At 58.1% G+C, this 23,934-nt stretch carries 22 protein-coding genes; 18 read left to right on the top strand and 4 right to left on the bottom strand.

The genetic code is table 11. The features are described 5' to 3' along the window. Window positions 1–178 precede the first annotated feature (178 nt). Entirely contained in the window at window positions 179–385 is a 207-nt protein-coding gene (locus AAC01S_RS03035; RefSeq protein WP_067618556.1) for a hypothetical protein, read from the bottom strand. Between the two features lie 320 nt (window positions 386–705). On the opposite strand from AAC01S_RS03035, the gene AAC01S_RS03030 reads away from it, so the two are divergent. The 17 genes from AAC01S_RS03030 (at window position 706) to AAC01S_RS02950 (ending at window position 19,116) form a co-directional block, all read left to right on the top strand. Continuing rightward, the gene (locus AAC01S_RS03030; RefSeq protein WP_245630045.1) at window positions 706–1,707 is read left to right on the top strand and encodes a pseudouridine synthase; all 1,002 of its coding nucleotides are present in this window, start codon (window positions 706–708) and stop codon (window positions 1,705–1,707) included. Between the two features lie 6 nt (window positions 1,708–1,713). Beyond that, entirely contained in the window at window positions 1,714–2,775 is a 1,062-nt protein-coding gene (locus AAC01S_RS03025) for a M42 family metallopeptidase (protein WP_067618550.1), read from the top strand. Next, a complete protein-coding gene (locus tag AAC01S_RS03020; protein ID WP_067618547.1) occupies window positions 2,766–3,806 on the top strand; it encodes a M42 family metallopeptidase in 1,041 nt (346 codons plus the stop codon). The genes AAC01S_RS03025 and AAC01S_RS03020 overlap by 10 nt, the downstream gene beginning before the upstream one ends. After that, window positions 3,803–4,795 carry a zinc-binding metallopeptidase family protein gene (locus AAC01S_RS03015; protein WP_067618544.1) on the top strand — a complete coding sequence of 331 codons (993 nt, stop codon included), beginning with the start codon at window positions 3,803–3,805 and terminating at the stop codon, window positions 4,793–4,795. Before AAC01S_RS03020 ends, AAC01S_RS03015 begins: the two co-directional genes overlap by 4 nt. A 143-nt stretch (window positions 4,796–4,938) precedes the next feature. Continuing rightward, complete coding sequence (gene aroC / locus AAC01S_RS03010; RefSeq protein ID WP_067618541.1) at window positions 4,939–6,096, top strand: chorismate synthase; 1,158 nt, start codon at window positions 4,939–4,941, stop codon at window positions 6,094–6,096. Then, a complete protein-coding gene (aroB, locus tag AAC01S_RS03005; protein ID WP_067618539.1) occupies window positions 6,093–7,184 on the top strand; it encodes a 3-dehydroquinate synthase in 1,092 nt (363 codons plus the stop codon). The genes aroC and aroB overlap by 4 nt, the downstream gene beginning before the upstream one ends. Next, on the top strand, window positions 7,181–7,549 hold the full coding sequence (aroH, locus tag AAC01S_RS03000) for a chorismate mutase (RefSeq protein ID WP_067618536.1): 369 nt from the start codon (window positions 7,181–7,183) through the stop codon (window positions 7,547–7,549). Before aroB ends, aroH begins: the two co-directional genes overlap by 4 nt. 244 nt (window positions 7,550–7,793) lie before the next feature. Next, a complete protein-coding gene (gene trpD, locus AAC01S_RS02995; protein ID WP_083511465.1) occupies window positions 7,794–8,843 on the top strand; it encodes an anthranilate phosphoribosyltransferase in 1,050 nt (349 codons plus the stop codon). 1 nt (window position 8,844) lies between these two features. Continuing rightward, window positions 8,845–9,663, top strand: coding sequence for an indole-3-glycerol phosphate synthase TrpC (gene trpC / locus AAC01S_RS02990; protein WP_067618533.1), 819 nt, complete (start codon window positions 8,845–8,847; stop codon window positions 9,661–9,663). Then, on the top strand, window positions 9,660–10,328 hold the full coding sequence (locus tag AAC01S_RS02985; RefSeq protein ID WP_067618530.1) for a phosphoribosylanthranilate isomerase: 669 nt from the start codon (window positions 9,660–9,662) through the stop codon (window positions 10,326–10,328). Before trpC ends, AAC01S_RS02985 begins: the two co-directional genes overlap by 4 nt. 16 nt (window positions 10,329–10,344) lie before the next feature. Beyond that, the gene (gene trpB, locus AAC01S_RS02980; RefSeq protein WP_245630044.1) at window positions 10,345–11,559 is read left to right on the top strand and encodes a tryptophan synthase subunit beta; all 1,215 of its coding nucleotides are present in this window, start codon (window positions 10,345–10,347) and stop codon (window positions 11,557–11,559) included. Then, window positions 11,556–12,362, top strand: coding sequence for a tryptophan synthase subunit alpha (trpA, locus tag AAC01S_RS02975; RefSeq protein ID WP_067618524.1), 807 nt, complete (start codon window positions 11,556–11,558; stop codon window positions 12,360–12,362). The genes trpB and trpA overlap by 4 nt, the downstream gene beginning before the upstream one ends. A 92-nt stretch (window positions 12,363–12,454) precedes the next feature. After that, the gene (gene aroF / locus AAC01S_RS02970) at window positions 12,455–13,486 is read left to right on the top strand and encodes a 3-deoxy-7-phosphoheptulonate synthase (RefSeq protein ID WP_067618521.1); all 1,032 of its coding nucleotides are present in this window, start codon (window positions 12,455–12,457) and stop codon (window positions 13,484–13,486) included. After that, entirely contained in the window at window positions 13,487–14,344 is an 858-nt protein-coding gene (locus tag AAC01S_RS02965) for a prephenate dehydrogenase (protein WP_245630043.1), read from the top strand. Between the two features lie 1,139 nt (window positions 14,345–15,483). Continuing rightward, on the top strand, window positions 15,484–16,935 hold the full coding sequence (locus AAC01S_RS02960; RefSeq protein WP_067618518.1) for a DEAD/DEAH box helicase family protein: 1,452 nt from the start codon (window positions 15,484–15,486) through the stop codon (window positions 16,933–16,935). Window positions 16,936–17,002: 67 nt separating this feature from the next. After that, window positions 17,003–18,379 carry a helicase-associated domain-containing protein gene (locus AAC01S_RS02955; RefSeq protein ID WP_157071021.1) on the top strand — a complete coding sequence of 459 codons (1,377 nt, stop codon included), beginning with the start codon at window positions 17,003–17,005 and terminating at the stop codon, window positions 18,377–18,379. Between the two features lie 161 nt (window positions 18,380–18,540). After that, a complete protein-coding gene (locus AAC01S_RS02950; RefSeq protein WP_067618512.1) occupies window positions 18,541–19,116 on the top strand; it encodes a YpiB family protein in 576 nt (191 codons plus the stop codon). Window positions 19,117–19,209: 93 nt separating this feature from the next. Here AAC01S_RS02950 and AAC01S_RS02945 read toward each other — a convergent pair whose 3' ends face one another. Together AAC01S_RS02945 and AAC01S_RS02940 are read right to left on the bottom strand one after the other, a co-directional pair. Next, a complete protein-coding gene (locus tag AAC01S_RS02945; RefSeq protein WP_067618509.1) occupies window positions 19,210–20,073 on the bottom strand; it encodes a YitT family protein in 864 nt (287 codons plus the stop codon). 87 nt (window positions 20,074–20,160) lie between these two features. Further along, complete coding sequence (locus tag AAC01S_RS02940) at window positions 20,161–21,207, bottom strand: YkvI family membrane protein (RefSeq protein ID WP_067618506.1); 1,047 nt, start codon at window positions 21,205–21,207, stop codon at window positions 20,161–20,163. Window positions 21,208–21,426: 219 nt separating this feature from the next. Between AAC01S_RS02940 and AAC01S_RS02935 the strand changes: the two genes are divergently transcribed. Next, window positions 21,427–22,236, top strand: a complete 810-nt coding sequence (locus AAC01S_RS02935) for an undecaprenyl-diphosphate phosphatase (protein WP_067618503.1) — start codon at window positions 21,427–21,429, stop codon at window positions 22,234–22,236. 307 nt (window positions 22,237–22,543) lie between these two features. Here AAC01S_RS02935 and spoVV read toward each other — a convergent pair whose 3' ends face one another. Next, on the bottom strand, window positions 22,544–23,824 hold the full coding sequence (gene spoVV / locus AAC01S_RS02930) for a dipicolinic acid transporter SpoVV (RefSeq protein ID WP_311794820.1): 1,281 nt from the start codon (window positions 23,822–23,824) through the stop codon (window positions 22,544–22,546). Between the last annotated feature and the right edge of the window lie 110 nt (window positions 23,825–23,934).

Below are 23,934 nucleotides of genomic sequence, written 5' to 3'. Positions count from 1 at the left end.
TTTTATAAAAACTAAATCGACGAAACGTGACGTAGTTGTGTCCGCGGGAAGTGGATGTTAGCGGTTCAACAAGTCAAGAACCGAATCGGAGATGGGAATGGCATTCTATATATGTGTCAATATGTGTCACTGAATAGGTGTCACCGAATTCGTTCGCTCATGTCATCCTCTCAAACCTTCACTTGGAAAGGTGGCTCAGTTCAACCGCTTCCAGCAGACGGCCCGCGAACTGTTCGGCGGACAGCGTGCACCATTCCAGCAGCACGTCGTCCGTGTCGGCGGTGACGACCTGAATGATGTATTCGCATCCGTGATCGCACGCAAGGTGTGAGGGATAGCGAGCATGTTCTCTGCCCACGATCCGTACCTGAAAATGATGGTCCACAGCTGTAGGACTCCTTTCCCCGCGGCCGCGGGTGTGTCAATGGGTTTCGTGCCGTGAAACTCTTTCGTGAAACTCTTTTCAGTTATATACAATCGGGATGTGTCGCAAACGGGATTGACAGATTCGCATATGCGTTTCCGTGTTGACGGATGCTATCCGTGGAGGCGATGAACCGTGAAGACGTTGGACAAATTGCTGTATGTCGCGGTACTCGGCGGTCTGATTGTCATTGGGCTCCTGTACCTTGGCTTCGCATCGCACCATTTGCTCAGGTAGATGAGGACCCGTTTCTGAGGCATAATGGTGAGAGGGGGTCGGAGGTGTCCAGATTGCACGAGTTTATTGTCACGGAGGCGGAGGCGGGACGACGGTTGTCTTCCGTACTGATGAAAGGCCGTGGAGTGTCGCGTCGGTTGGTTCGACGAGTGATTGCGAACGACACCTTTTATCTGAACGGACAACCCGTCCCGTTGTCTGTCCACGTCGCCGCCGGAGATCGGATCACGTTCGTGATGCCGGAAGCTTCCGAATCCGTTACACCAGAGCCTATGCCGCTCGACATCTGCTATGAAGACGACGACGTGATCGCCATCAACAAGCCGGCAGGAGTCCTGACACATCCCACGGCGCGCGAACGGACGGGATCGCTGCTCGCCGGTGTCGCGTACCATCTTCAAAAGGAAGGTCGGACGCCGCACGCGGTCCATCGTTTGGACAAGTTCACATCCGGGGCTATCTTATACGCGAAGCACACGCACGCTCACCATCGGTTGGATCAAGCGTTGCGAAACGGGCGTGTGCACCGCCGATACATGGCCTTGGCGTACGTCCCCTTCGACGTGCCGATGGGCCAGTGGCTCCGTATGGAAGACAGGATTGTTCAGGATCCGGAGAAACCGTCTCGGCGGGTGATAGGTACGCAAGACGAGGGCGATCTCGCTGTCACGCACGCGATGCCGATCGCGCGCGTCAACCACATGATGCTTTTCCTGTTTCGCCTGGAGACTGGCAGGACGCATCAAATCAGGCTGCAGATGGCGTCGCGCGGGATGCCGCTCGTGGGGGATCGCGACTACACGTTCGCGTACGCGAACATCGGCGATCCGGTTGGCAAAGCGGCTTATTACGAGCGCGTGTTTCCGCACCAGGCCTTGCATGCCTACGAACTGTCGTGGCAAGTGCAGGTAGACGGCGACTTGCGCGTCGCCTATGCGTCTGTCCCGCAGGCATTGGAAGAGCTGTGGGCCCTGTCGGGTGGAAAGCAACCGCTCGCCGAGTGGCTGCGTTCAACACCGTCAAATCAACCGTCAGAAAGGAACTGACTTGCCATGGACAAACATCGCGATACGCTCGCACGGCTCTTGACCGCGCATGGCGGCCCCGGAGACGAATCGTCGGTGCGCCGTCTGATCCAGGAAGCCTTCGCGCCCTACATAGATGACATGACCGTCGATACATTGGGCAATTTGATTGCTTTCAAACGCGGCGAAGGCGACGGCAGGCGGCCGCGCGTCTTGCTGTCGGCGCACATGGACGAAATTGCGCTCATGGTCGCGAAGATTGAAGAAGGCGGATTCCTGCGCATCGAACAAACCGGAGGCTTCGATCCCCGCACACTGGTCGGGGCCGAAGTGCTTGTACATACCGCGACGGGATCGCTCATCGGCATCGTCGGCGCGAAACCGCCGCATCTGACGCCGCCTGAAGAACGGAAGAAAGCCGCACCGCTCGCTGACCTGTTTGTCGATCTCGGCCGCTCCGAAGACGATGTACGCCAGCGCGTGCGGATCGGCGACAGGATCACCCTGTCGCGTGAAGTCTACCAGTTGCGAAACGATCGATTCGCGTGCAAATCGCTCGACAATCGAACCAGCGTGGCCATCATCCTGGAAACGCTCGAGTGGTTGTCCAAGTACCGCCACACCGCAGATATCTACGCCGTCGCAAGCGTGCAGGAAGAAGTCGGGCTGCGCGGGGCTTACACCGTCGTACATGGGGTCGAGCCGGATATCGCCATCGCGATCGACGTCACGTTCGGATCATTCCCCGGCATCGCGGCGGACGAAGGGTTTCGCCTCGACGGCGGGCCAGCGATTTCCTACGGACCAAACCTCCACCGCAAGGTGTTTCAGGGTCTCGTCGACACGGCCGAAGCACACGGTATTCCGTACCAGATCGAACTGTCGCAAAGCCCGGTTGGCGCTGACGCTGCGGCGTTTCAAATCGTAAGCGGGGGATTCGCGAGTGCGCTCGTCGGTATTCCGATCCGTTATATGCACACGTCGGTCGAAACGGGATCGTATCGCGATATCGAGAAATGCGCGCGACTGCTCGCGCATTACATTTTGCAACTGGACATGAATAAGGTGGAGGACTTGTCATGTTATTGAAGAGACTGTCAGAGGCTCTTGGCCCATCCGGTTTCGAAGACGAAGTGCGCGACATCGTGCGAACGGAACTCGCCGGACATGTCGATGGCGTCGAAACCGACGTCCTTGGCAACGTCATCGCCGTCAAAAACGGCGCTTCGGAAGGTCCGCGCGTCATGCTCGACGCGCACATGGATGAAGTGGGCCTGATGGTCGTCGATATCGCCGACGGCTCGACAGACGGCGGCCTCCTCAAATTTCGCGCGCTCGGCGGTATCGACCCGCGCGTGCTCGTCTCGAAGCCGGTGTTTATCGGAAAAGACCGCATTCCTGGCGTGATCGGGGCCAAACCCATACACCTGCAGAGTGCGGAAGAGCGGAGCAAGCCCATTCCGATGGACAAACTGTACATCGATATTGGCGCCAAGGACGCCGAGGATGCCAGACGCGTGGTGAAGCCCGGAGATGTCGCAATGTTCGCGACGAGGTTCGCCGAAATCGGCAACGGGATCATCAAAGGCAAGTCGTTTGACGACAGACTGGGCTGCGCTCTGCTCGTGGAGACGCTGCAGTCGTCGTCGACGCCATTCCCGCTCTACGGCGCGTTCACGGTGCAAGAGGAAATTGGACTTCGCGGCGCCCGAACGGCCGCGCACCGCATTCAGCCCGATATCGCCATCGCGTTGGAGGGTACGGTCTGCTCCGACGTCCCGGACGTCCCGTCCCACGGTCAAGCGACCGTGATGGGCAAGGGGCCCGCCCTGACCGTTCAGGACGCGCAGACCATCGCGGATCGGCGTTTTCTCGAATTCATGCTGGAAACGGCCAAGAAGTACGACATCCCTGTCCAACTGCGCCGAGTCAAAGGCGGCAGCAACGACTTTGGCGCCATTCACCGAACTCGAGCCGGCGTGATCGGCGGCGGGATCTCGGTTCCAGTGCGCTACATCCACGCGCCGTCGCAGTTGGCTGCGCTGTCCGATTACGAACACGCCAAGCGTTTGGTGTCGGCTATTCTGCAGGAAATCGCTCAAGGAGGGTTTTGGTCGTGAAGGAACTGATTTTTCGATTAGCAATGGAAATCGCCCCATCCGGCTCCGAACGGCCGCTGGCGGAAGCGTTGATTGGCGAACTGGCGACGGCTGCCGACGAGGTGCACATCGATGTGCTTGGCAACGCCATCGCGACCAAACAAGGATACGGTCCGCACATGATGCTGGTGGCGCACATGGACGAACCAGGCGTGATGGTGATTGATATCGACGACGACGGCTTCCTGCGGCTGATACCCATCGGGAATTTGACAGCCAGCGAACTGGTTGGGCGACAGGTGAACTTCGTCAACGGCACCGTCGGTTTGATTCAATCGGAAGTCGATCTCAAAAGTACGGAATCGTACGATCACCTCTTTGTGGATATCGGCGCGAACAGCCGGGAAGCGGCCCTTGAGAAGGTGTACATCGGACTGGCCGGCGCGGTGGGAGCGGAGATCCAGGAGTTGACGGAGACGAAATTGGTCGGGCGAGCGCTCGACAATCGGGTAGGCTGCGCGATTGTCGTTCAGGCGTTCCAGGAACTGGCCAACGCCGGGCGGCGCGTGACGGCGGTCTTTACCGCGCAGAGCGAGCCCGGAGCCCGCGCGGCCCAGGCGGCTGCATACCAGGTTCGGCCCGATCTCGGCATCGTGATAGACGCCGCTCTGGCGAGCGACGTTCCGAAAGGAAAAGGCACCTCGCTGCGCATCGGCGCAGGTCCGGCCATCAAAATCATGGACGCCACGACAATTGTCCCAGCCGAGGTGAAGAATCTCTTCCAATTGACGGCCGAACGGCTTGGCATTGCGTATCAGCATGAGGTGTGGCCGAAGGGCAGGACCGATGTCGGTGCCGTTCAGCTCATGGGAAGCGGCGTTCGCGTCGGGGGATTGTCCTATCCGGCTCGGTACGTCGGCCATTGCGAAACCGTCGTCGACTTGACGGACGCCGACTCCGTGTGCCGTTTGGCCGTCGCGAGCGCGATGGCGTTCTCCGACGGAATTTGACAAGAAATTTGAATAGATATGCGGCCGCCCGCATGACGATGTGAAACGAGCATCCTCGCGCGGGCGGATTATGTTATACTACCTCTAATTCACAGATACAAGCGGAACAGCGTGGAGTGCGTTAGAAACAGGAGGGGCAGCCTTTGATTCGCTACTTGTCAGCAGGAGAGTCTCACGGTCCGGGGCTCAGTATTATCATCGACGGATTTCCAAGCAATTTGCCAGTCTCCAAGGAAAAAATTGACGAACAATTGCGACGGCGCCAGATGGGTTATGGCCGGGGATTTCGCCAGAAGATTGAAACGGACACGGTTGAAGTCACGAGCGGCATTCGCTTCGGTAAGACGCTCGGAACGCCCATCACCATGAACGTCGCCAACCGCGACTTCAAAAATTGGACGGACCGTATGGCCGTGTTCGGGGAAAAGCCCGAAGATGTCAAGGAGATTTATCGGCCGAGACCCGGTCACGCCGATTTGGCTGGCGCCATTAAATACGATCACGAAGATATTCGCAACGTTTTGGAACGGGCGAGCGCGCGCAACACGGCGACCATCGTCGCGGCCGGAGCGCTGGCGAAGCAACTCCTGGAGCAGTTCGACATCACGGTGACCGCCCACGTCGTCGAGCTTTGCGACGTCAAAGCGACCGAGTTTCCCGAGGACTTGGCGGCGCTCGTCGCGGCGGCGGACGAATCGGAAGTTCGGTGCGCCGACGGGGCGGCTTCCGCGGAGATGATCAAGCGGATTGATCAAGCGAAGGAAAACGGGGACACGGTCGGCGGCATCTTTGAGGTGATTGTTCGCGGCTGTCCCATCGGTTTAGGGTCGTACGCGATGCCGGATCGAAAGCTCGATGGCAGACTGGCAGGGGCGCTCATGAGCATTCAAGCCATCAAAGGGGTCGAGATCGGGCTCGGCTTCGAGGCGGCGCGGAGATTCGGTTCCCAAGTCCACGATCCGATTGGTTACAACGGCCAGGGGTATGTGCGGTCGTCAAACGGGGCCGGCGGCCTCGAAGGCGGCGTAACCAACGGGGAGGATGTCGTGGTCCGTGTCGCGATGAAGCCTATCTCGACACTGTACAAACCGTTGCCAAGCGTCAACATGCGGACCAAAGAGACGGAATTGGCCGCCATCGAACGGTCCGACTACTGCGCCTTGCCGGCGGCGTCGGTCGTTGGCGAGAACGTGGTCGCATGGGTGATCGCGGACGCGTTGATTGAAAAGCTCGGCGGCGACTCGCTGGAGCAGATGAAGGACAACTGGTCGCAGTACATGGCTCGGGTGGCAAAGCGATGAGAACACTCACCATTCGAAGCCAGACCCATTCCTATCCTGTGGTGGTAGGCGAAGGCGTGCTCGAGGACATCGCAGAGCGTCTGAAGGAACTGGGGCTTGGCGAAGCCAAAGTCACGGTGGTGACGGACAACACCGTTCGGACCCAACCCATTGCGCGCCAACTCGAAGCCGGGCTGTCCTCGCGCTCGCAACCTTACCAATTTGTGTCGGTGCCTGCGGGAGACGCCAGCAAATCGTTGTCTGTCGCGACGGATATCTACAACCAACTGATTGCGTTTGGCATGCGGCGAAGAGACCTGATCATCGCGCTCGGCGGCGGCGTGATCGGCGATTTGGCGGGATTCGTGGCGGCGACCTATCTGCGCGGAATACCGTTCATTCAAGCGCCGACCACGTTGCTCGCTCACGACAGCGCGTTGGGCGGCAAAGTTGGTGTCAATCTGCCGCAGGGGAAAAACCTCGTCGGCGCCTTTTATCCGCCGCGGGCCGTGCTCTTTGACACGCGCGCGGTCCTGTCGTTGCCAGCCAGGCAGTGGACCAATGGCATGGCGGAAGTCATCAAGCACGCCTTGATAGGCAATCCGAAATTGTTTGAACAGCTGGAAGCGAAGCCGCTGGTAAGCTGTCCGACACCGGCGGAACTCGAACCGATCCTCGCCGACGCCATGCAGGTCAAGGTCGATGTGGTGAATCAGGATGAACATGAACAAGGACTGCGCCAGGTCTTGAACGTAGGGCATACGATTGGGCACGCCATCGAACAGCGCTCGAACTACGCGCTGGGGCACGGCGAAGCGATTTCGATTGGGCTCGTGCTGGAAGCTGAACTCGCTGTTCGGCGCAACATGTTTGCCGCTACGGACCGGGATCGGCTGCGGGCGTTGTTGGCTGCGCACGGATTGCCTGTGGCGCCGCCGAAGGACGACTTTGAGCAACTCGCTCAGTTGATGGCGGTCGACAAAAAACACGGACATGGACGTTGGACGTTCGCGTTGCCAACGGAGATTGGCCACGTGGAAATCGTGAGCGACGTGGACCGCGACGAAGTACAGGACATATACAGAGACGCTGTGGAGGGGAAATCATGAAAGTTCGAGGACTTCGAGGCGCGACGACAGTAGAGCGCGACGACAAAGACGAGATCCATCGCGCAACGAAAGAGTTGATGGAAGAAATCGTGCGTTTGAACGACATCGACGTGGACGATGTCGCCAGCGTGCTGTTGACCATGACATCGGATTTGTCGGCGGCTTTTCCGGCGCTGTCGGTCCGTCAAATTCCTGGATGGCAATGGGTTCCGCTCATGTGCGCCAGAGAGATCGATGTTCCCGGTTCGCTGCCGCGATCGATTCGCGTGTTGGTGCACTTGAACACGGACAAAGCGCAAGACGAGTTGGTTCACGTGTACCTCGGTGAAGCCGTGCAGCTGCGTCCGGATTTGGCAACGAAATAAATCGTTGATGGACCATCGGGTGGACCGCCGCACGACGCGTTCACAACGGCAGGCAAACGAGGAGCTTGATGCCAAAGCGAGGTTGTCTGTTGACGATCTCGCTTTTGCCGGATACGATGTCAGTGAGTGATCTTTCACTCGAAACGAGTCGAGTCGAGCAAGTTGAGTAGAGACAAACGTCCTTCCCGGCAACACGAAAGCGTGGTGTTGCGGCGGCGTTTGAGCTGAGAGGAGCATCTTAAACATGAGTCAAATTGTACAAACGGCTTTACAGTCCGTTGTGCGCGGCGAAATTCTGTCCGCGGACGTCGCGGACGCGTTTATGCACGAACTGATGAACGGTCGTGTCTCACCAGTACAAACAGCGGCATTAGTGTCTGTGATGGCGACGCGAGGCGAACGGGCCTCCGAAATCGAAGGTTTTGCCCGCGCCATGAGACGCCATTCAATGAAAATAGAAGCGCCTGCCCACGCGATTGACACCTGTGGTACGGGTGGGGACGGCGCAAATACGTTTAATATTTCTACCACGGTCGCCATCGTCGCTGCGGCAGATGGTGTTCCGGTCGCGAAACACGGCAACCGCGCTGCGTCGAGCCGAAGCGGAAGCGCCGATGTCCTGCAAGCCTTGGGCGCCGAAATCGACCTTGAAGGCCCGCAATGCGAGACCATGCTCGCCCAGACCAATCTGTGTTTCCTCTTCGCTCCAGTCTTTCATCCCGCCATGAAACATGCGGCCGTCGCCCGTCGAGAACTCGGGTTTCGGACCATCTTCAATATTTTAGGACCTTTGACGAATCCAGCGCAGACGAAACGACAAGTATTGGGCGTATCCCGTAGAGATCTCGTCGATACCGTGGCAAACGCCTTGGCCAATCTCGACATATCCCACGCTTTGGTGGTTCACGGAGACGGCGGGCTGGACGAATTTTCGATCTCGGGTCCAAGCTATGTGTCCGAAGTGCGCAATGGTTCGATTGAGAGCTACGTCGTCCATCCCGAGGACGTCGGTTTGTCCCGCGCCCCCGTGTCGGCACTGATTGGCGGCACGCCCGCCGAAAATGCGGATATCATTCGGCGTGTACTGACAGGCGAGCGGGGCCCGCGGCGCGACGTGGTTCTCTTGAACGCAGGTGCCGCACTGTACGTCGGCGGCACCGCAGCGTCTATCGCGGAGGGCGTCGATCGCGCGGCGGCCGTGATCGACTCCGGCGCCGCGGTGCGGAAATTGAACGACTTTATCGACGAAAGCCGCCAGTTCGCAGAACAACTTCGAAAGGAGGTCACGGGCTGACATGAGCATCCTCGATAACATTCTCGCCACGAAAGCGCAGGAGGTTGCGGAACTGCGCGAACGCAAGGCAAGAGGCTTGTCGATTGCCCGCGTCCGCGCCACAGAAGTTCGATCCCTCGCCAAGTCTCTGCAATCCCGTGCCTCACTCGGACTCGTCGCCGAAATCAAGCGCAAGAGTCCATCGAAAGGCGTCATTCAGGCCGAGATCGATCCCGTCGCTCGCGCAAAGGTGTACGAAGAAGCAGGCGCCTCGGCCATCTCAGTGCTCACCGACCGCGAATACTTCCAAGGAACGCTTGACGACTTGATCGCCGTCCGGGAGGCGGTCTCCATCCCGGTGCTGCGTAAGGACTTTATCATCGATGAGTTGCAGATTGACGAAGCGTACAGCGCTGGCGCAGACGTGATCCTGTTGATTGCCGCAGCGATGGCGCCCGACAGGCTCAAGGTACTGTCCGCGTATGCGCAGCGCGAATATGGACTCGAAGTGCTGCTCGAAGTGCATGGAGAAGACGAGGTTGAGCACGCCTTGGCCGCGGAGCCGACCATCATCGGCATCAACAATCGCAATCTGCATACGTTCGATGTCGATCTCGCCGTCACCGAGCGCGTACTCCGACGTCTGCCCGCCAATACGGTTGCTATCTCGGAGAGTGGGATTTTCGGCGCGGACGACGCGGTTCGCATGGCAGGCGCCGGGGCCAAGGGCGTACTCGTCGGCGAACTTTTGATGCGCCATGTCTCGCTCGCGGACGTCGCGGCATGTGTCTCGTCATTGCAGGTGCCCTTGCCAGCTTCGTCGGCGGTGGACACGCAGTGAATGGCCGCGTCCAGGTGAAAATCTGCGGCATGCAGCCAGGGGATGACTTGTCGTTTGCCAGTCACCATCTGGTCACGCACGTCGGCATCATCTTTGTGGAAAAATCCCGCAGGTATGTCGATCCCGCCGCCGCCAGCCGTCTGGTTCAGGCGGTTGGCCGCCGGGCGCGGACGGTCGGCGTCTTCGCCCATCACGACTACGATGCCATCCTCGATGTGGTCGGGGCGACCGGCATCGACTGTGTCCAACTGCACGGAGACGAATCTCCCGAGTTGTGCAAATCGCTCCGAAGCGCAGGCATTCCTGTTTGGAAAGCAATCCCCGTTCCGCTCGCAGAGCCGAACGTCGAACAGATTGTGTCCCAGATTCAACGGTACAGGGAGACCGTCGACGGTTTGCTGTTTGACGCAAAAGTTCCATCGGTCACCGGCGTGACCGGTGGACACGGGCAATCGTTCGACTGGTCCATCCTTGATGTGATATCGCAGTATCTGTACGAATTGCCGTGGTTTGTCGCAGGCGGGCTCACGCCAGAGAATGTCGGCAGGTTGCTGAAGTCCGTGAAACCGACCGGGATCGACATCTCGTCCGGCGTGGAGACGAACGGCCGCAAAGATCCCGCGCGCATCAGGCAGCTTCTCGAGTCCGTGTCGACGGACAATTGACAAGGTGGTGGAGATGTTGAGCGAATCGCAGCAGTCCTATCTGTTCCCCGACCCGAACGGCCGATACGGCCAGTTTGGCGGACGTTATGTTCCAGAGACATTGATGAACGCGCTCATCCAATTGGAGAAGGACTTTCTTCGCCTCAAGGCGGATCCTTCGTTTCAAGAAGAATTATCATATTACCTGACGCAGTATTCCGGCAGGCCGACGCCGCTGTATTACGCGGAGCGTCTGACCGAAGCCCTGGGTGGGCCGAAGATTTACCTGAAGCGAGAAGATCTGAACCACACCGGTGCGCACAAGATCAACAACACCATTGGACAGGCTCTGCTCGCGCTGCGCACAGGCAAGAAGCGGATCATCGCCGAAACCGGTGCAGGCCAGCACGGCGTGGCGTCGGCGACCGTCGCCGCCCGCTTTGGACTGGAGTGCACCGTGTTCATGGGCGAAGAAGATATGCGGCGGCAGGCGTTGAACGTATTCCGGATGCGGATGCTCGGGGCCGAGGTCGTGCCTGCGACATCAGGGACGAAAACGCTCAAGGACGCCACGAACGAAGCGATCCGCCACTGGGTTTCCCATGTGGAAGATACCCATTACATCATCGGCTCGGTGGTCGGGCCACACCCATATCCTCAAATCGTCCGCGAATTCCAGCGCATCATCGGCGATGAGACCAAGCAGCAGATGCTGGCCATGGAACATCGTCTGCCAGACGCCATTGTCGCGTGCGTCGGCGGCGGCAGCAACGCCATGGGCATTTTCTTCCCATTTGTCGAGGATACCGAAGTCGAGTTGATCGGCGTCGAAGCCGCCGGCCGCGGCGTCGAGACGGAGGAACACGCCGCAAGTATCAACAAGGGTCGACCAGGTGTCCTGCACGGCGCAAAGACCATGCTCCTGCAGGATCCCTATGGCCAGGTGACACCCGCGCACTCGATCTCGGCGGGATTGGATTACCCAGGCATCGGACCGGAACATGCGCATTTCGCGGAAATCGGTCGCGCTCGATACGTCCCGGTGACCGACGCCGAAGCGCTCGACGCGTTTTATCTCCTCTCCAAGCTGGAAGGTATCATCCCTGCTTTGGAAAGTGCCCACGCGATTGCGTACGTCGTCAAAGAGGCCTCCCGCATGCCAAAGGACACCCGCGTCGTGATTTGCTTGTCAGGCCGCGGGGACAAAGACGTCGAGCAAGTGGCACGCATGGAAGGGGAGCTGTCACAATGAACCGCATTGACCAGACGTTTGCAGGCTTGAACGGCGAAGCCGCGTTGATTCCATTCGTGGTCGCGGGCGATCCCGATTACGGGCGCTCGCTCGACGCCATCGTCGCCATCCTCGAAGCTGGCGCGGATATGGTGGAGATTGGCTTCCCTTATTCCGATCCTCTGGCCGATGGCCCAGTCATCCAGGCAGCCGCCTTGCGTAGTCTGCAGCAAGGCCATCAGCTGCCAGACTGCTTTCGTTTAATCCGGGACGTTCGGAGCAAGACGGAAAAACCTTTGATCGCGTTCACGTATGTCAATCCCGTCATGCAGTATGGAACAGAGCGATTTTTCCGCGATCTCGCAGCAAGCGGCGGCGATGGCGTGATCATCCCCGACGTTCCCATCGAGGAAGCACCTGAATTGGCCCAGATGGCCAGTCAGTACGATATCTCGTTCATCCCGTTGGTCGCCCCGACATCAGGCGAGGAGAGAGTCCGCGCCATCAGCGCCCAAGCGCACGGATTCGTCTATTGCGTATCGTCGCTCGGTGTGACAGGTGAACGAAGTTCCGTCGCAAGCGGGGTCAAATCGCTCGTGGAAACAGTCAAGCGATATACGGACTTGCCCGCATGCGTTGGCTTCGGCGTCAGTACGCCGGAACACGCGGCTGAGATTGCGGCCTTTGCGGACGGCGTGATCGTAGGCAGCGCGTACGTGCGGCGCATTGAACAGGCACAAAGCGAAGGAGACGGCTCGGTCGCAGAATCCGTCGCCGAATTTACCCGGCAACTGAAAAACGCGTGCCAAAGGATACGATTGTAAAATTCCTACCGTTGTCCAATTCGCGATATTTGTGATAGACTTTTCAAACAATTCGGTAGTTCGACAGAGTGGCGTGAGAAGGAGAGAGACACATGATAGTCGTTATGAAAGTGGGCGCGACTCAGGCTGAGATCGATCGCGTCATGGAAGTGTTGAAGAACAAAGGATTGGGCGCCCATCTATCGGTGGGAGCGGAAACCACGATTGTCGGCGTCATCGGACCGAAAGAGCAGGTTCGCGAGCTCGGCATCGAAAATATGCCAGGGGTCGAGAAACTCGTGCCCGTGAGTAATCCGTTCAAGCTCGCCAGCCGGGCGTTCCACCCAGACGATACCACCATCGACATTCTCGGCCACGTGGTCGGCGGTCCAGAGCCGACGATCATGGCGGGACCTTGCTCGGTGGAGTCGAAAGAGGGTCTCATCGAGATCGCCAAGGCCATCAAAGCGAGCGGCGCGCAATTTCTGCGCGGAGGCGCGTTCAAACCTCGTTCGTCCCCGTACTCGTTCCAAGGGCTTGGCGAAGAAGGCCTGAAATACCTCGCAGACGCGCGCGAAGCGACGGGACTTGCGGTCGTTTCCGAGATTATGGAGCCTGGACTGGTCGATCTCGTCGCCGATTACGTCGACGTCCTCCAGGTTGGCGCGCGCAACATGCAGAACTTTGCGCTGCTCAAGGCGGTCGGACGGACCAATCGCCCTGTGCTGCTGAAACGCGGCTTTGCCAACTCTATCGAAGAGTGGCTGATGTCCGCAGAATACATCATGGCCGAGGGAAATCCCAACGTCATTCTCTGCGAACGCGGTATTCGCACGTTCGAAACGTACACGCGAAACACGCTCGATCTCAACGCGATTCCGGTTGTTCGCCATTTGTCGCACCTGCCCATTATGGTGGATCCGAGCCACGGCATCGGGCACGCGCGGTACGTCACAACCATGGCGCGAGCTGGCATGGCCGCCGGAGCTCACGGCGTGATCGTGGAAGTTCACACGAAACCGGAAGAAGCCTGGTCGGATGGCAGCCAAACCATCACCCTCGACGAGTTTGACCGTTTGAGCAGCCAGGTTCGAACGATTCATGGCCTGGTGCGCGAGTACGACGCTGAGGCAGGCAAGCGATAAGTGACGGCGCAGGCATCCGGTATCCAATCGATCCTGATTGTCGGAGCGGGGCTCATCGGAACTTCGATGGGGCTCGCTTTGCGGCGTTCTCGTCCGGACCTACACATTGACGCGGTCGAGCCACACCCGGCGTATCGCCAGCACATCGTCGATCACGCCATGTTCGACGCGGTTTACGCCGCGATGGAAGCCGTAACTGACCCCTACGACTTGATTGTACTCGCCACTCCTCCCTACGCCGCCTGCGCGTTGCTGCCTTGGGCAGCCAGTCGCGCCAAGCGGGTGATGGATGTTGCGTCGGTCAAATCGCCCATCTGCGATGCGGCTCGAACGTCGCGAATCGAGCGCTTCGTACCGTCTCATCCGATGGCAGGGAAGGCGAGCGGCGGACCTGCGGCGGCCGACGCCGACCTGTTTCACGGTCGGCCGTGGATATTTCTCGAATCCCATCCGGCGCCTGCCGAGATCGCCGATCTGGTCACTTCGCTTGGCGCGAGGTTGCAGTACCTTGAGAATGCGGAAGCCCACGATCGCCTCCTTGCATCCCTGAGCCATGGCATTCATCTCGCGTCGCTCTCCGCCATGCTGGCGGCTTCCGCTGAATCCGCGGAAATTGGCGCCGCGATGGCCGGTCCGGCTTTTTGGGATATCACGCGGCTCGCTGGCTCGCCGAGCGGTTTCTGGGTGGACACGCTGCTGGCAAATCGCGAGCACGTGCTGAACATGCTGGATCGACTAGGACGATCTATCGATCAATTCCGAACCTGCCTGGACCACGCCGACGCCGACGGCCTTCGCGCACTGCTGGACGAAGCCCGGGAGAAACGCCAGGCCTTCGAGGAGAAGCGACCGGAGTGAGTGGGCATGGGATTGGCGGCGTGGGAAGATTCACTGGCCAAGGGTCTATGAAAATAAATGATAAAAGGCTGTAAAAATGGTATTGACAGCGCTTCCAAAGTGATTTATCTTTGTCTTCGAAGGGTGTTATGTTCTGATTTCTCTCCACTCCTAGCAGAATCTCCTGTACGGGAATTCGTGAAAGCGGATTCCTTCTTTTTTTGTCTTTTTCTTGGACTAGCCGAAGTCGAATTGCGTCAGACCTGAAACGGCATTGAAGCGGATGAACGCACGCGACGGCATAAGGCACCCATCCGCGGCCGTCCGGACCAGTGGGGGCGGGCCGCGACCGGTGCGCGCTGGGCCCGGTCCCAAATAAACGGCCCAGAGAGGCTTATTCCTGTCGAATGATCTAAATCGGGCAATTTAAGCGGCCCTCGGACGCTTATTTGCCACCAATCGGCCGGATCGAGCCCATGTCAGCCAACATAAGCGGCCCTCGGCCGCTTATTCACTGAAATTCCGCCGGCTCGGGCCAAATAAGCGGCTCTCGGCCGCTTATTCGCCGACACCCTTGCGCCAAACACGCCATCGCCACCGCTCGCGCGCCTGTACAAGCAACATCCGCGGCCGTCCGGACCAGTGGGGGCGGGCCGCGACCGGTGCGCGCTGGGCCCGGTCCCAAATAAACGGCCCTCAGAGGCTTATTCCTGTCGAATGATCTAAATCGGGCAATTTAAGCGGCCCTCGGACGCTTATTTGCCACCAATCGGCCGGATCGAGCCCATGTCAGCCAACATAAGCGGCCCTCGGCCGCTTATTCACTGAAATTCCGCCGGCTCGGGCCAAATAAGCGGCTCTCGGCCGCTTATTCGCCGACACCCTTCCGACACCCTTCCGACACCCTTCCGACACCCTTCCGACACCCTTCCGACACCCTTCCGACAAGCGCATCATTCGCCAACCCCGTCTCCCAGGCTCTTGTTTCGCCTCTTTTCTCCACTTCCATGCATATCTGTTCCGCTTTTTAGAGAAATTATTCCATATCGACCATACTCAATCGAGCCACTGAATCGATCACGTTCAATCACTCACGTTACAATCGACGTCAATCGACGATTGACAGCGCTACATCTGGCGGAACGGGGGGGGGGGATACCATGCTGCTCTATCCCCAGGCAGACGGCACGTTGTACGTGAAACACAGTCAATCAAAGGCCTCGTCGCGACACGTCGAGGATAGCATCTGTCTGGACGACTTCGCGCAGCCCATACAGTTCATGGAACCGTTCACGGTGTACGAAGTGACCCCGCTGCGGTTGCGATCGGCTGCCATGCGCGGCAGGTCCGCGCGAGATGTGCTGACCTACTTGCGCGCTTACGCCCAAGGGCCGATTCCGGCGACGTTGCAGCGGCGGATCGTCGAATCGATGTCCAATTGCCCCGCAGCAGGCACAAAGCCGCAGCGGCAGGACCTGCTGCCCGCGCTCGACATCCACCTGTCCAGTCAACGATCGTTGCGAGATTATCAGGTTGCCGCAGTGGACGCCTTCATCACCAGCCAAGGCGGCGGAATCGTCGTACTGCCGTGTGGAGCGGGCAAAACCGTGGTCGGAACAGCCATTCTCGCGAAACTGGCCTTGCCGACGCTGATATTGGTGCCGAACGAAGCGGCGGCGGCACAATGGCTGGCGCACATCCGAACGTGGACAGACGTTGCGGAGACGTCGGTCGGGATCGACAACGGCCGCACCATCAAGCCGATTACCATCACGACGTACCAACGCCTGACTGCCCGGCGGCGCAGCGGCGAATTTCATCATCTGGCCCGTTACCGGGAGGGCGCGTTTGGCCTCGTCATTTACGACGAAGTGCATCTGCTTCCGGCGAAACTGTTTCGTCTGGCGAGCCAGTTGGAGGCCAAACGAAAACTTGGTTTGACAGCCACGCTTGTGCGTGAAGACGGCCGCGCCATGGACGTGCTCACGCTGGTCGGCCCCATCGTCTTTCAGGCGCACTCGGTGGATTTGTCCAAGCAGGGACACCTGTCACCAGTCGTCTGCAAGGAGATTCGCATCCCATTGTCCGATCTGGATCGAGAAAGGTACGCCCGGGCGCTGCCCAAGCATCGCCACCGCATCGCAGCCGACAACGAGCGAAAGTTCAACGTCATTCGATGGCTTTGCGCGAAACACGCTGGTGAACGAATTCTGATCATGGGACACTACACCGCGTTTTTGCAAGCCATCGCGACGCGGCTTGGGGTGCCGATGCTGTCCGGCAGCACGCCGCACCAAACTCGCCTCGAAACCTACAGGCGATTCCGCGGTGGCGAAATATCGATGCTCGTGCTGTCCCGGATAGCGAATGTGGCGGTGGATCTGCCGAACGCCAATGTCGCCATCCAGGTGTCGGGCCTGTTTGGTTCCCGTCAGGAAGAGGCGCAGCGACTCGGCAGGATTCTTCGGCCAAGCGGAGATCCTGCCCGGTTCTACTCACTTGTCACAGCGAACAGCATCGAAGAACAGCACGGCCTGCACAGACAAAAATATTTGATTGAACAAGGTTACACATACGAAATCGTTGCTTACGAAGAACTCGCTTTGAATTGAGCAAGGATTCACAACATTGATGCACACAAACCAAGTGTCGTAAAGGGAAGGAGAATGATGAATTCCAATGAGACTAGCTGAATGCTTGAACCATGCGTCGGTCAAGACGCTGCGGGATATCGCCGTGTACCAAAAACTCGAGTGCGCGATGTATTCTAAACTCGACCTCATGGAGAATATCCTTCTAAACATGCGATCGAACCACCAATTGGAACATCTCATCAGCGCATGGTGCGAGGATTGGGGAGAGTCGTTTCGCCGCCTGGCCCTGCACTCTCGGACGAAGTTTTCGAAGGAAGAGGTGCGCGGGCTCCTGCGGGATACGGATCAGAACGCCCTCCATAAAGCGCTTTCACAAGGATGGCTGTATGCGAACTCGATCGCCGAAAAGCGATTGGTGTACGTGATTCCAGACGAGATTCGCCGGGCGATTCAAACCCATTTCCGCAGCCAGTGGATGGCGGAGCGAATCTGCAGGGACGACGAACCGCTGCTGCAGTACGATGAACAGATGGCCATGGTACAAGACATGGACACGCTGTTGAACTATGTCGCCAACCATGACGTGAGGCTCACGATTGGCGGCGCCATGTACAAGAAGAACGTGCAGCAGCTCATGGAATTATTCGAAGTGGCGGAGGACCTTGCACTTCCCGAATGGCGCTTCGGGTATGGGCGGCGGGTTTACGACTATCCGGATCGACTGGCGTTGATGTATGATTTCGGGTTCGATCACGACATGTTCATCGAGACCCCGGAGTGCCAGCTCCAGATTTCTCAATCGGCGGTCGACGAGTGGCGCGCGACGCCAAGGAAAGTGCAGCTCCAACGGATGTACCACTACTATCTGCGGATTTACCGAAGACCCATTCCAAGACTGCGGGAAGTGATTGAAACTATCCGCATGGTTGCGGACGAGTGGGTGTCCAGTCAATCGGTTTTCCAGATTTGCCAATGCCACATCGAGTCGTTCTACTACGACACAGAGTGGGATGTCTGGGAGAAGCGGATTCTGCGCATGTTACAACACCTCGGGATTATTCGAACGGGATTTGATGGCGATGAAAAGGAACCAGTATGGTTTCAAATCACAAAACTCGGTCAAGAATTACTAACACAAGACGAAGCACACCTGCCGGACGAACAGGAATATCGTCAAGCGTCGCTGATTGTGCAACCCAATTTTGAGATCGTCGTCACCGCCCAGGACAGCGCGTTGGAAGCGCAAATCGCCCAGTTCGCGGATTTGAAGAGCGGCGGTGCCATGCGGATCTACCGCGTGTTGGAAAAGACCGTCACGCGAGGCCTGAACGCGGGCCACGACTTTGCCAAATGGCGGGTGCTGTTGGCAGAGCGGGGAATGGGACCTGTGCCTGGCAACGTCGATCGGATGTTTGACGAGTGGGCGAAGGGTATTCCAACAACTGGAACGTTGACGTCGTAACATGGGTTCGGCACGGCGCTGGCGCAAATTCTGAAAAACAGATGTCTGCAGGAAAAGAAGGCGGCCTCACCGAATAGAATGAACAAACAATTCTTATTTTTGTAGGTGCCGCTCGATGGAGGACGCTTCGGAGATCTGGTGAAGCAGGGAGGAGAATGGCTATGGGAACCATCGTAACCGTTGCTGAAAAGAAACATTTTCTGCGCTGGTTTCTGGCCAACTACGATTTGCAAAGTCGTGAGGCGGAAATGCTGCTGCGCTATATGATGACGCGTGAAAACGTGTTGCAACGTGTACATTTCGTAGACAACTTTCGTCACTTCTCTCGCGTGATTGTCGTCTCGACCACGTGTGTGCATGTCGCTCCCTTCCGCTACTATCGCCGAAACAAACCTGTCACCACCGATGTTGAGCAGGCGTTTATGGACTTGTATCAGCACCCGGACGAAGACATCTATGTCGGATTGTTTTTCAAGGATCGGTCATCCTGTCCCGAATTTGCATCGGTACTCGAGGAGCCATCGAAGACCGACATGGATCCAGCGATGCGGGAATTGCTTTCGCTGCAGGCGGAATGGGTCATTGATCAATCGCTGCGCGCACAGCGCAGAAGAGAGCTGATGCAGGCCGTCGACGAAGCGCTCGATTCGGGAGATCGAATGGCGTTTATCACGGCAAGCGAGCGGCTGATCGCCTTTGATCGCAATGAACTGACAACGTCCACGGCTGGCGCGTAACCGTGACAGACCATTATGGTCGTCGGTTGGTTAAAGCGAGAAACGTTGCGGGAGGCGTCCGGACAATCGGTGAGCGGACGCCTCTTCAAGCGTCTAAAACAATTTGTGTTTTCGAGAACTCGTTTCGTCGTGAAACGAGAACCCTTCACCGAGCACTTCGTGAACCGTGTGAATCGTCACAAACGCCACAGGGTCAATCTGCTGAATGATGCGTTGAACGCGCACTACCTCTTCTCTCGCTACCACACAGTAGATCACTTCCCGGCTTGTCCCAGTGTAGCCGCCGCGCGCTTGCAACAACGTCGTGCCCCGCTCCAGTTGCTGATGAATTTGGTTGGCTATCTCCTCGTTCTTGTCCGACACAATCGTGATCGCGCGGGCTCTCGACGCGCCCTCAATGACAAAGTCGACGACCCGGCTCGACACGAACAACGCCACAAGCGAGTACATCGCGGTTTCTCTGCCGATGATGATGGTGACCAACGCGATCACGACGAGATCAATGCCAAATAGGATTTGTCCCATCGCCATGCCGCGATAATGCCGCAATATCCGCGCGATGATATCCGATCCGCCGGTCGTGCCGCCGGTCCGAAAGATGAGTCCCAAGCCAATGCCCGTCACGACGCCAGCGTAGAGGGCGGCCAAGAGCGGATCGTGCGTCTGAATCCGCACATCCTGCGTCAATTCAGAGAAACCGGAAACGGATGCGACGCCGAGCGCCGTCTTGCCAACGAACGCATGGCCGAAGAGCCGCCACGCGACAAGCAACAGCGGGATATTCAGCACAAAAAACGTGAGGCCGATGGGAAGGTGCAATTTGTACAAGAGCAGCAATGAAATGCCGACGAACCCGCCTTCGGCGAGGTGATTGGCAACCAAGAACGCGTTGAGTCCGATGGAATAGATGAAAGCCCCAACCACGATCATCAACCATTGAAACGTGCCACGGACCATGGGCAAAAACCCCTTCGACTTCGACTGAAGCTCGATTCCAGGTCAATTTGACCCGACTTCTTCGCTATTATACGAGCCTGGGGCATTTTACCGCAAACGCGGCCGCGCAAACATCAGCATCAACAAGAACCACATACTGACCCAACCAAACGCGGTGTAGGCGTAGGCAACGATGATCCGAAACCCGAAATGTCCCAGAATCCCGCCGACGATGAGAACGGCCGCACTCGTCCACAGGAATTGGCGTTTGCCGCTCGCGATCGTCGACCCGATGGCGTAGACGTTGCCGATGAGCGTCGAGTAAATTTCGCCGAACAGGACCGCAATGAACATCCACGTCAACCACGATTGGAAGTGCGACGCAATGTAGCCCATGGGAATGGCGTACGTTTGCACATCCGGCATGTATGCGAACAGGCAGAACGTGACACAGCACAGCAGTACGCCCAAGCCGACGGCGCCAACCAAAGCGCCGTTGCGAAGCGTCCGCTGATCGCGAATCTGACCGCCGAGCGGAACCAGCACGCCGACGGAAAGCCCAACATTCATCGCCGCGTACAACAGCGCGTTGATCCAAACGACGAAGCCTGTGCGCGAATCGACAGCCTCCGGGTGTAACAAAGCGTGAAGCGGCGGGTGCATGTGAACCCAGGTATGGACCGCCGTGTACACGACGAAGCAAGTCAAGAGCGGGACAATGACGCTGTTGACCCGCAGCAGGCCGTTCATGCCAAACAGCATCGTGACGAGCGTTACGCCGGCCGCCGCGGCTACGCCAACCGTAAACGGAAGCGACAGGCGTTCGCGAAACAGCTCTCCCGTACCGGCCAGCATCGCCACCGTTGTGCCGAAGAGCATGAACAGGATGGCGAAATCGACAATGCGGCGGACACGGGGCGTGAACAAGTGCGCGTTGACGTCCCGAAACGAATTCGCGCCCAAGATTGCACCCAAGGCCATGAGACGGAAGCCGATCCACGCAAACAGAACGGTAACGAGCGCGATGGAGACATATGCAATCGGCCCAAATTGCGCAAAAAACTGATAAATCTCCCGCCCGGACGCAAAACCGGCTCCGACCACCGTTCCAATGTAAACGCAAGCGACTTGCACCGTCATCCAACGCGAGGACATGTCTATACCCCCCAATACGGTCTATACATATGGACACGATCCGGCCTTCATGACACCAGCGAGATCTTCGGAGGCGTCTCGGACATGTTCCCGCTTGTCCGCAAATATACATCTAATGCATGTACACCTGTGCCCATCCGGAGATTCGCGCTTGTGGACAAGGGTGGGCGCAAGCTGTGCGAGCTTGATTGAAATCGCGGCCGTAAAGGGGGAACCAATTTGACTGTTCTGCAAGCCATTGTCATGGGAATTGTGCAAGGCATTACCGAATTTTTGCCGGTAAGCTCGTCGGGGCACATCGTGATCGCCGAAAAATTGATGCACGTCGACATCGAAGAAGACACGCTGTTCATCCTGCTGCTCCACATCGGCACGCTCGCGGCCGTGGTCTACGCGATGCGCCGGGAGGTGGCCTGGCTGTGGCGGCACCCGAAGTCGCGCATCACGTGGATGATTCTCGTCGCGCTCCTGCCAACCGCAGTCGTTGGTGCCGTCTGCGAAGAATGGTTCGACAACTTGTTTGAGAGCGGCATCACGATTGGCTTCGAGTTCGTCATCACTGGCGTCGTGTTGTGGTGGATCGACAGCGTCAAAAGCGGAACCAAAACCGAGTCGACCATCACCTTGTCGGACAGCCTGTGGGTTGGCACGTTCCAGGGAATCGCCATTTTGCCAGCTCTCTCACGCTCTGGATTGACGATCGCCGCAGGGCTGTGGCGTGGTATGGATCGCGAGGCGGCAACCCGCTTTTCGTTTCTCCTGTCTATTCCAGCCATTCTGGGCGCGACGCTTGTCAAACTGGACGACGTGATCGAACATAAGACGGCCATGCTAGCGCTTCCTTGGGGCTCCATGCTGCTCGGCACCTTGGCTGCCGCCGTCGCTGGATACTTTGGCGTCAAGTGGACGCGCTGGTTGGTCAGCAACTGCCGGATGCGCGTCTTTGCGTGCTACACCTGGGCCGTTGCGGCGTTCGTCCTGTACGACCAACTGATTGGCCATCATTGGTTTCCGTCGTTGCTGGGCTAAGCGGAAGGCGTGGGCTGACCAAAAGGCAGTCCATGCAGCCCTGCCACCATCCTGCATTCCTAGTTTCGTAGTGAGGGCCGCCCTGGAGTGTCAAAACGGAGGCGGCCCTCAAACTGTTCTCATCGGGGGATGACGTGAATCACCGGAGGAGCTTATCCGAAATTGCATCCCCATGGCCGGCGCGGACGAACGAAGTACCCGCATGGCCACAGCAAAAAGGGTCGCTCGGAAGCACTGGACTCCCTGGCGGCGACCCACGTCTTTGCACGATGCCAACCTCTTGTACAAACCCTGCAGCGCATACAAATCACTTCATTCTTGCGTAGAACCGAATGACTCGCATACGGCGAACCATCGCAAACAGGAACGAACACCCTAACATCACGGCAAGGCCAACGACCCACACCCGCAGACCAGACGATGCCACTTGCCAAAACGAATGGTTGGACGCCGCTTCGGCCACGGCGGATACCGGCGTCAGATGCACCATGGCTGCGCTCGCCGATTTGCCCACACCGAAGAGATACAGGATGACGGTAATTGCCGCAGCCAAGACAGCGTGCAGAAACCGAGCGATAAAGTACGGCCGCATCCGAATGTCCGTGTTCGTCAGAACACTCGCGACCTGAGCATGCACGCTCAATCCGCTCCAAGCGATGATTCCGCTGACCAAGGCCAATTTTTGAATTATGGGCGCGTTGACCGCTGCCGCTTGCGCGCTGCCGATGTCGAGTTCAAGCACACCTGCCAGGGTGGGATTGACCAAACCACCGTTGATGTGGAACAGGTGGTAGACGACAGCGACTGGCCAACCAATCACGGTCATGATCCCGCTGATCCGCAAAATTTCAATCAGGACCGCGAAAAACACAATGAAGCCCGAAATCATAAGAATCGTTTGCACCGACTCCGTCACCGCGTTGCCGAGCAGTTTGCCGAACGGGCGGCCGTCCACCTCGCGAGCTTTCAACATCTCGTCAAACGCCCGCTTGAAGATGTTGCCCTTTGGCCGAGTGATCTCCCGCGCCTGGATCTCCGCGAGATGGGTCGGATCTTTGCGGCCCCAGAATTTGAACGCGACCCCTACCAAAAATGACGATACGTAGTGCGCGATCGCGAGCAATCCACCGAGTGCCGGCGACTTGAACATACCTACGGCAACCGCGCCAAACATAAACAGCGGATCGGCGGTGTTGGTGAACGCGAGCAGGCGTTCTCCTTCAATGCGCGTGCACTGGTTCGTCTCGCGAAAGCGGGCGGTAATGACCGCGTCCATCGGGTATCCGGCTGCAAGACCCATGGAGAGCGCGAACGCGCCAACGCCTGGCACGCTGAAGAGCGGTCTCATAAGAGGCTCAAGCAGGACGCCGAATCCACGAACGACTCCGAGACCTAACAACAGCTCCGACAAGATAAAAAACGGCAGTAGAGAAGGAATGATAATCTCCCAACACACCTTGAGACCTGACATGCCCGCCTCATAGCCTGGCTTTGGATAAATGACCAGAGCGAGCGTGAAAACAACTGCCATGGCGGCGAGGAGCACGGTAAACACGTGTCCCTTTTTGGCTTGGCTCAAACCCTTCACTCCTTCTTTCAACCAGTCGGCCTTCGCGGGCTGGTCCAAAAATCGTCCATACATGCATATGACATGCTGTCCCGTTTATGTTTCAGCCGCTTGGTTCGCTATAATGTGAG

Source organism: Alicyclobacillus acidiphilus NBRC 100859 (assembly GCF_001544355.1).
In the GTDB taxonomy this organism is placed as follows: domain Bacteria; phylum Bacillota; class Bacilli; order Alicyclobacillales; family Alicyclobacillaceae; genus Alicyclobacillus; species Alicyclobacillus acidiphilus.
Note: the sequence above shows the minus strand (reverse complement) of the source record. Positions and strands in the feature narration are given on the sequence as shown.

Coding starts and splice junctions, on each gene's coding strand:
- AAC01S_RS03025 (WP_067618550.1), top strand. CDS start 1,714: ATGGACAAACATCGCGATACGCTCGCACGGCTCTTGACCGCGCATGGC.
- trpC (WP_067618533.1), top strand. CDS start 8,845: ATGAGCATCCTCGATAACATTCTCGCCACGAAAGCGCAGGAGGTTGCG.
- trpA (WP_067618524.1), top strand. CDS start 11,556: ATGAACCGCATTGACCAGACGTTTGCAGGCTTGAACGGCGAAGCCGCG.
- AAC01S_RS02945 (WP_067618509.1), bottom strand. CDS start 20,073: ATGGTCCGTGGCACGTTTCAATGGTTGATGATCGTGGTTGGGGCTTTC.
- AAC01S_RS02950 (WP_067618512.1), top strand. CDS start 18,541: ATGGGAACCATCGTAACCGTTGCTGAAAAGAAACATTTTCTGCGCTGG.
- aroH (WP_067618536.1), top strand. CDS start 7,181: ATGAAAGTTCGAGGACTTCGAGGCGCGACGACAGTAGAGCGCGACGAC.
- AAC01S_RS02960 (WP_067618518.1), top strand. CDS start 15,484: ATGCTGCTCTATCCCCAGGCAGACGGCACGTTGTACGTGAAACACAGT.
- AAC01S_RS03020 (WP_067618547.1), top strand. CDS start 2,766: ATGTTATTGAAGAGACTGTCAGAGGCTCTTGGCCCATCCGGTTTCGAA.
- aroF (WP_067618521.1), top strand. CDS start 12,455: ATGATAGTCGTTATGAAAGTGGGCGCGACTCAGGCTGAGATCGATCGC.
- trpD (WP_083511465.1), top strand. CDS start 7,794: ATGAGTCAAATTGTACAAACGGCTTTACAGTCCGTTGTGCGCGGCGAA.
- aroB (WP_067618539.1), top strand. CDS start 6,093: ATGAGAACACTCACCATTCGAAGCCAGACCCATTCCTATCCTGTGGTG.
- AAC01S_RS02940 (WP_067618506.1), bottom strand. CDS start 21,207: ATGTCCTCGCGTTGGATGACGGTGCAAGTCGCTTGCGTTTACATTGGA.
- AAC01S_RS02955 (WP_157071021.1), top strand. CDS start 17,003: ATGAGACTAGCTGAATGCTTGAACCATGCGTCGGTCAAGACGCTGCGG.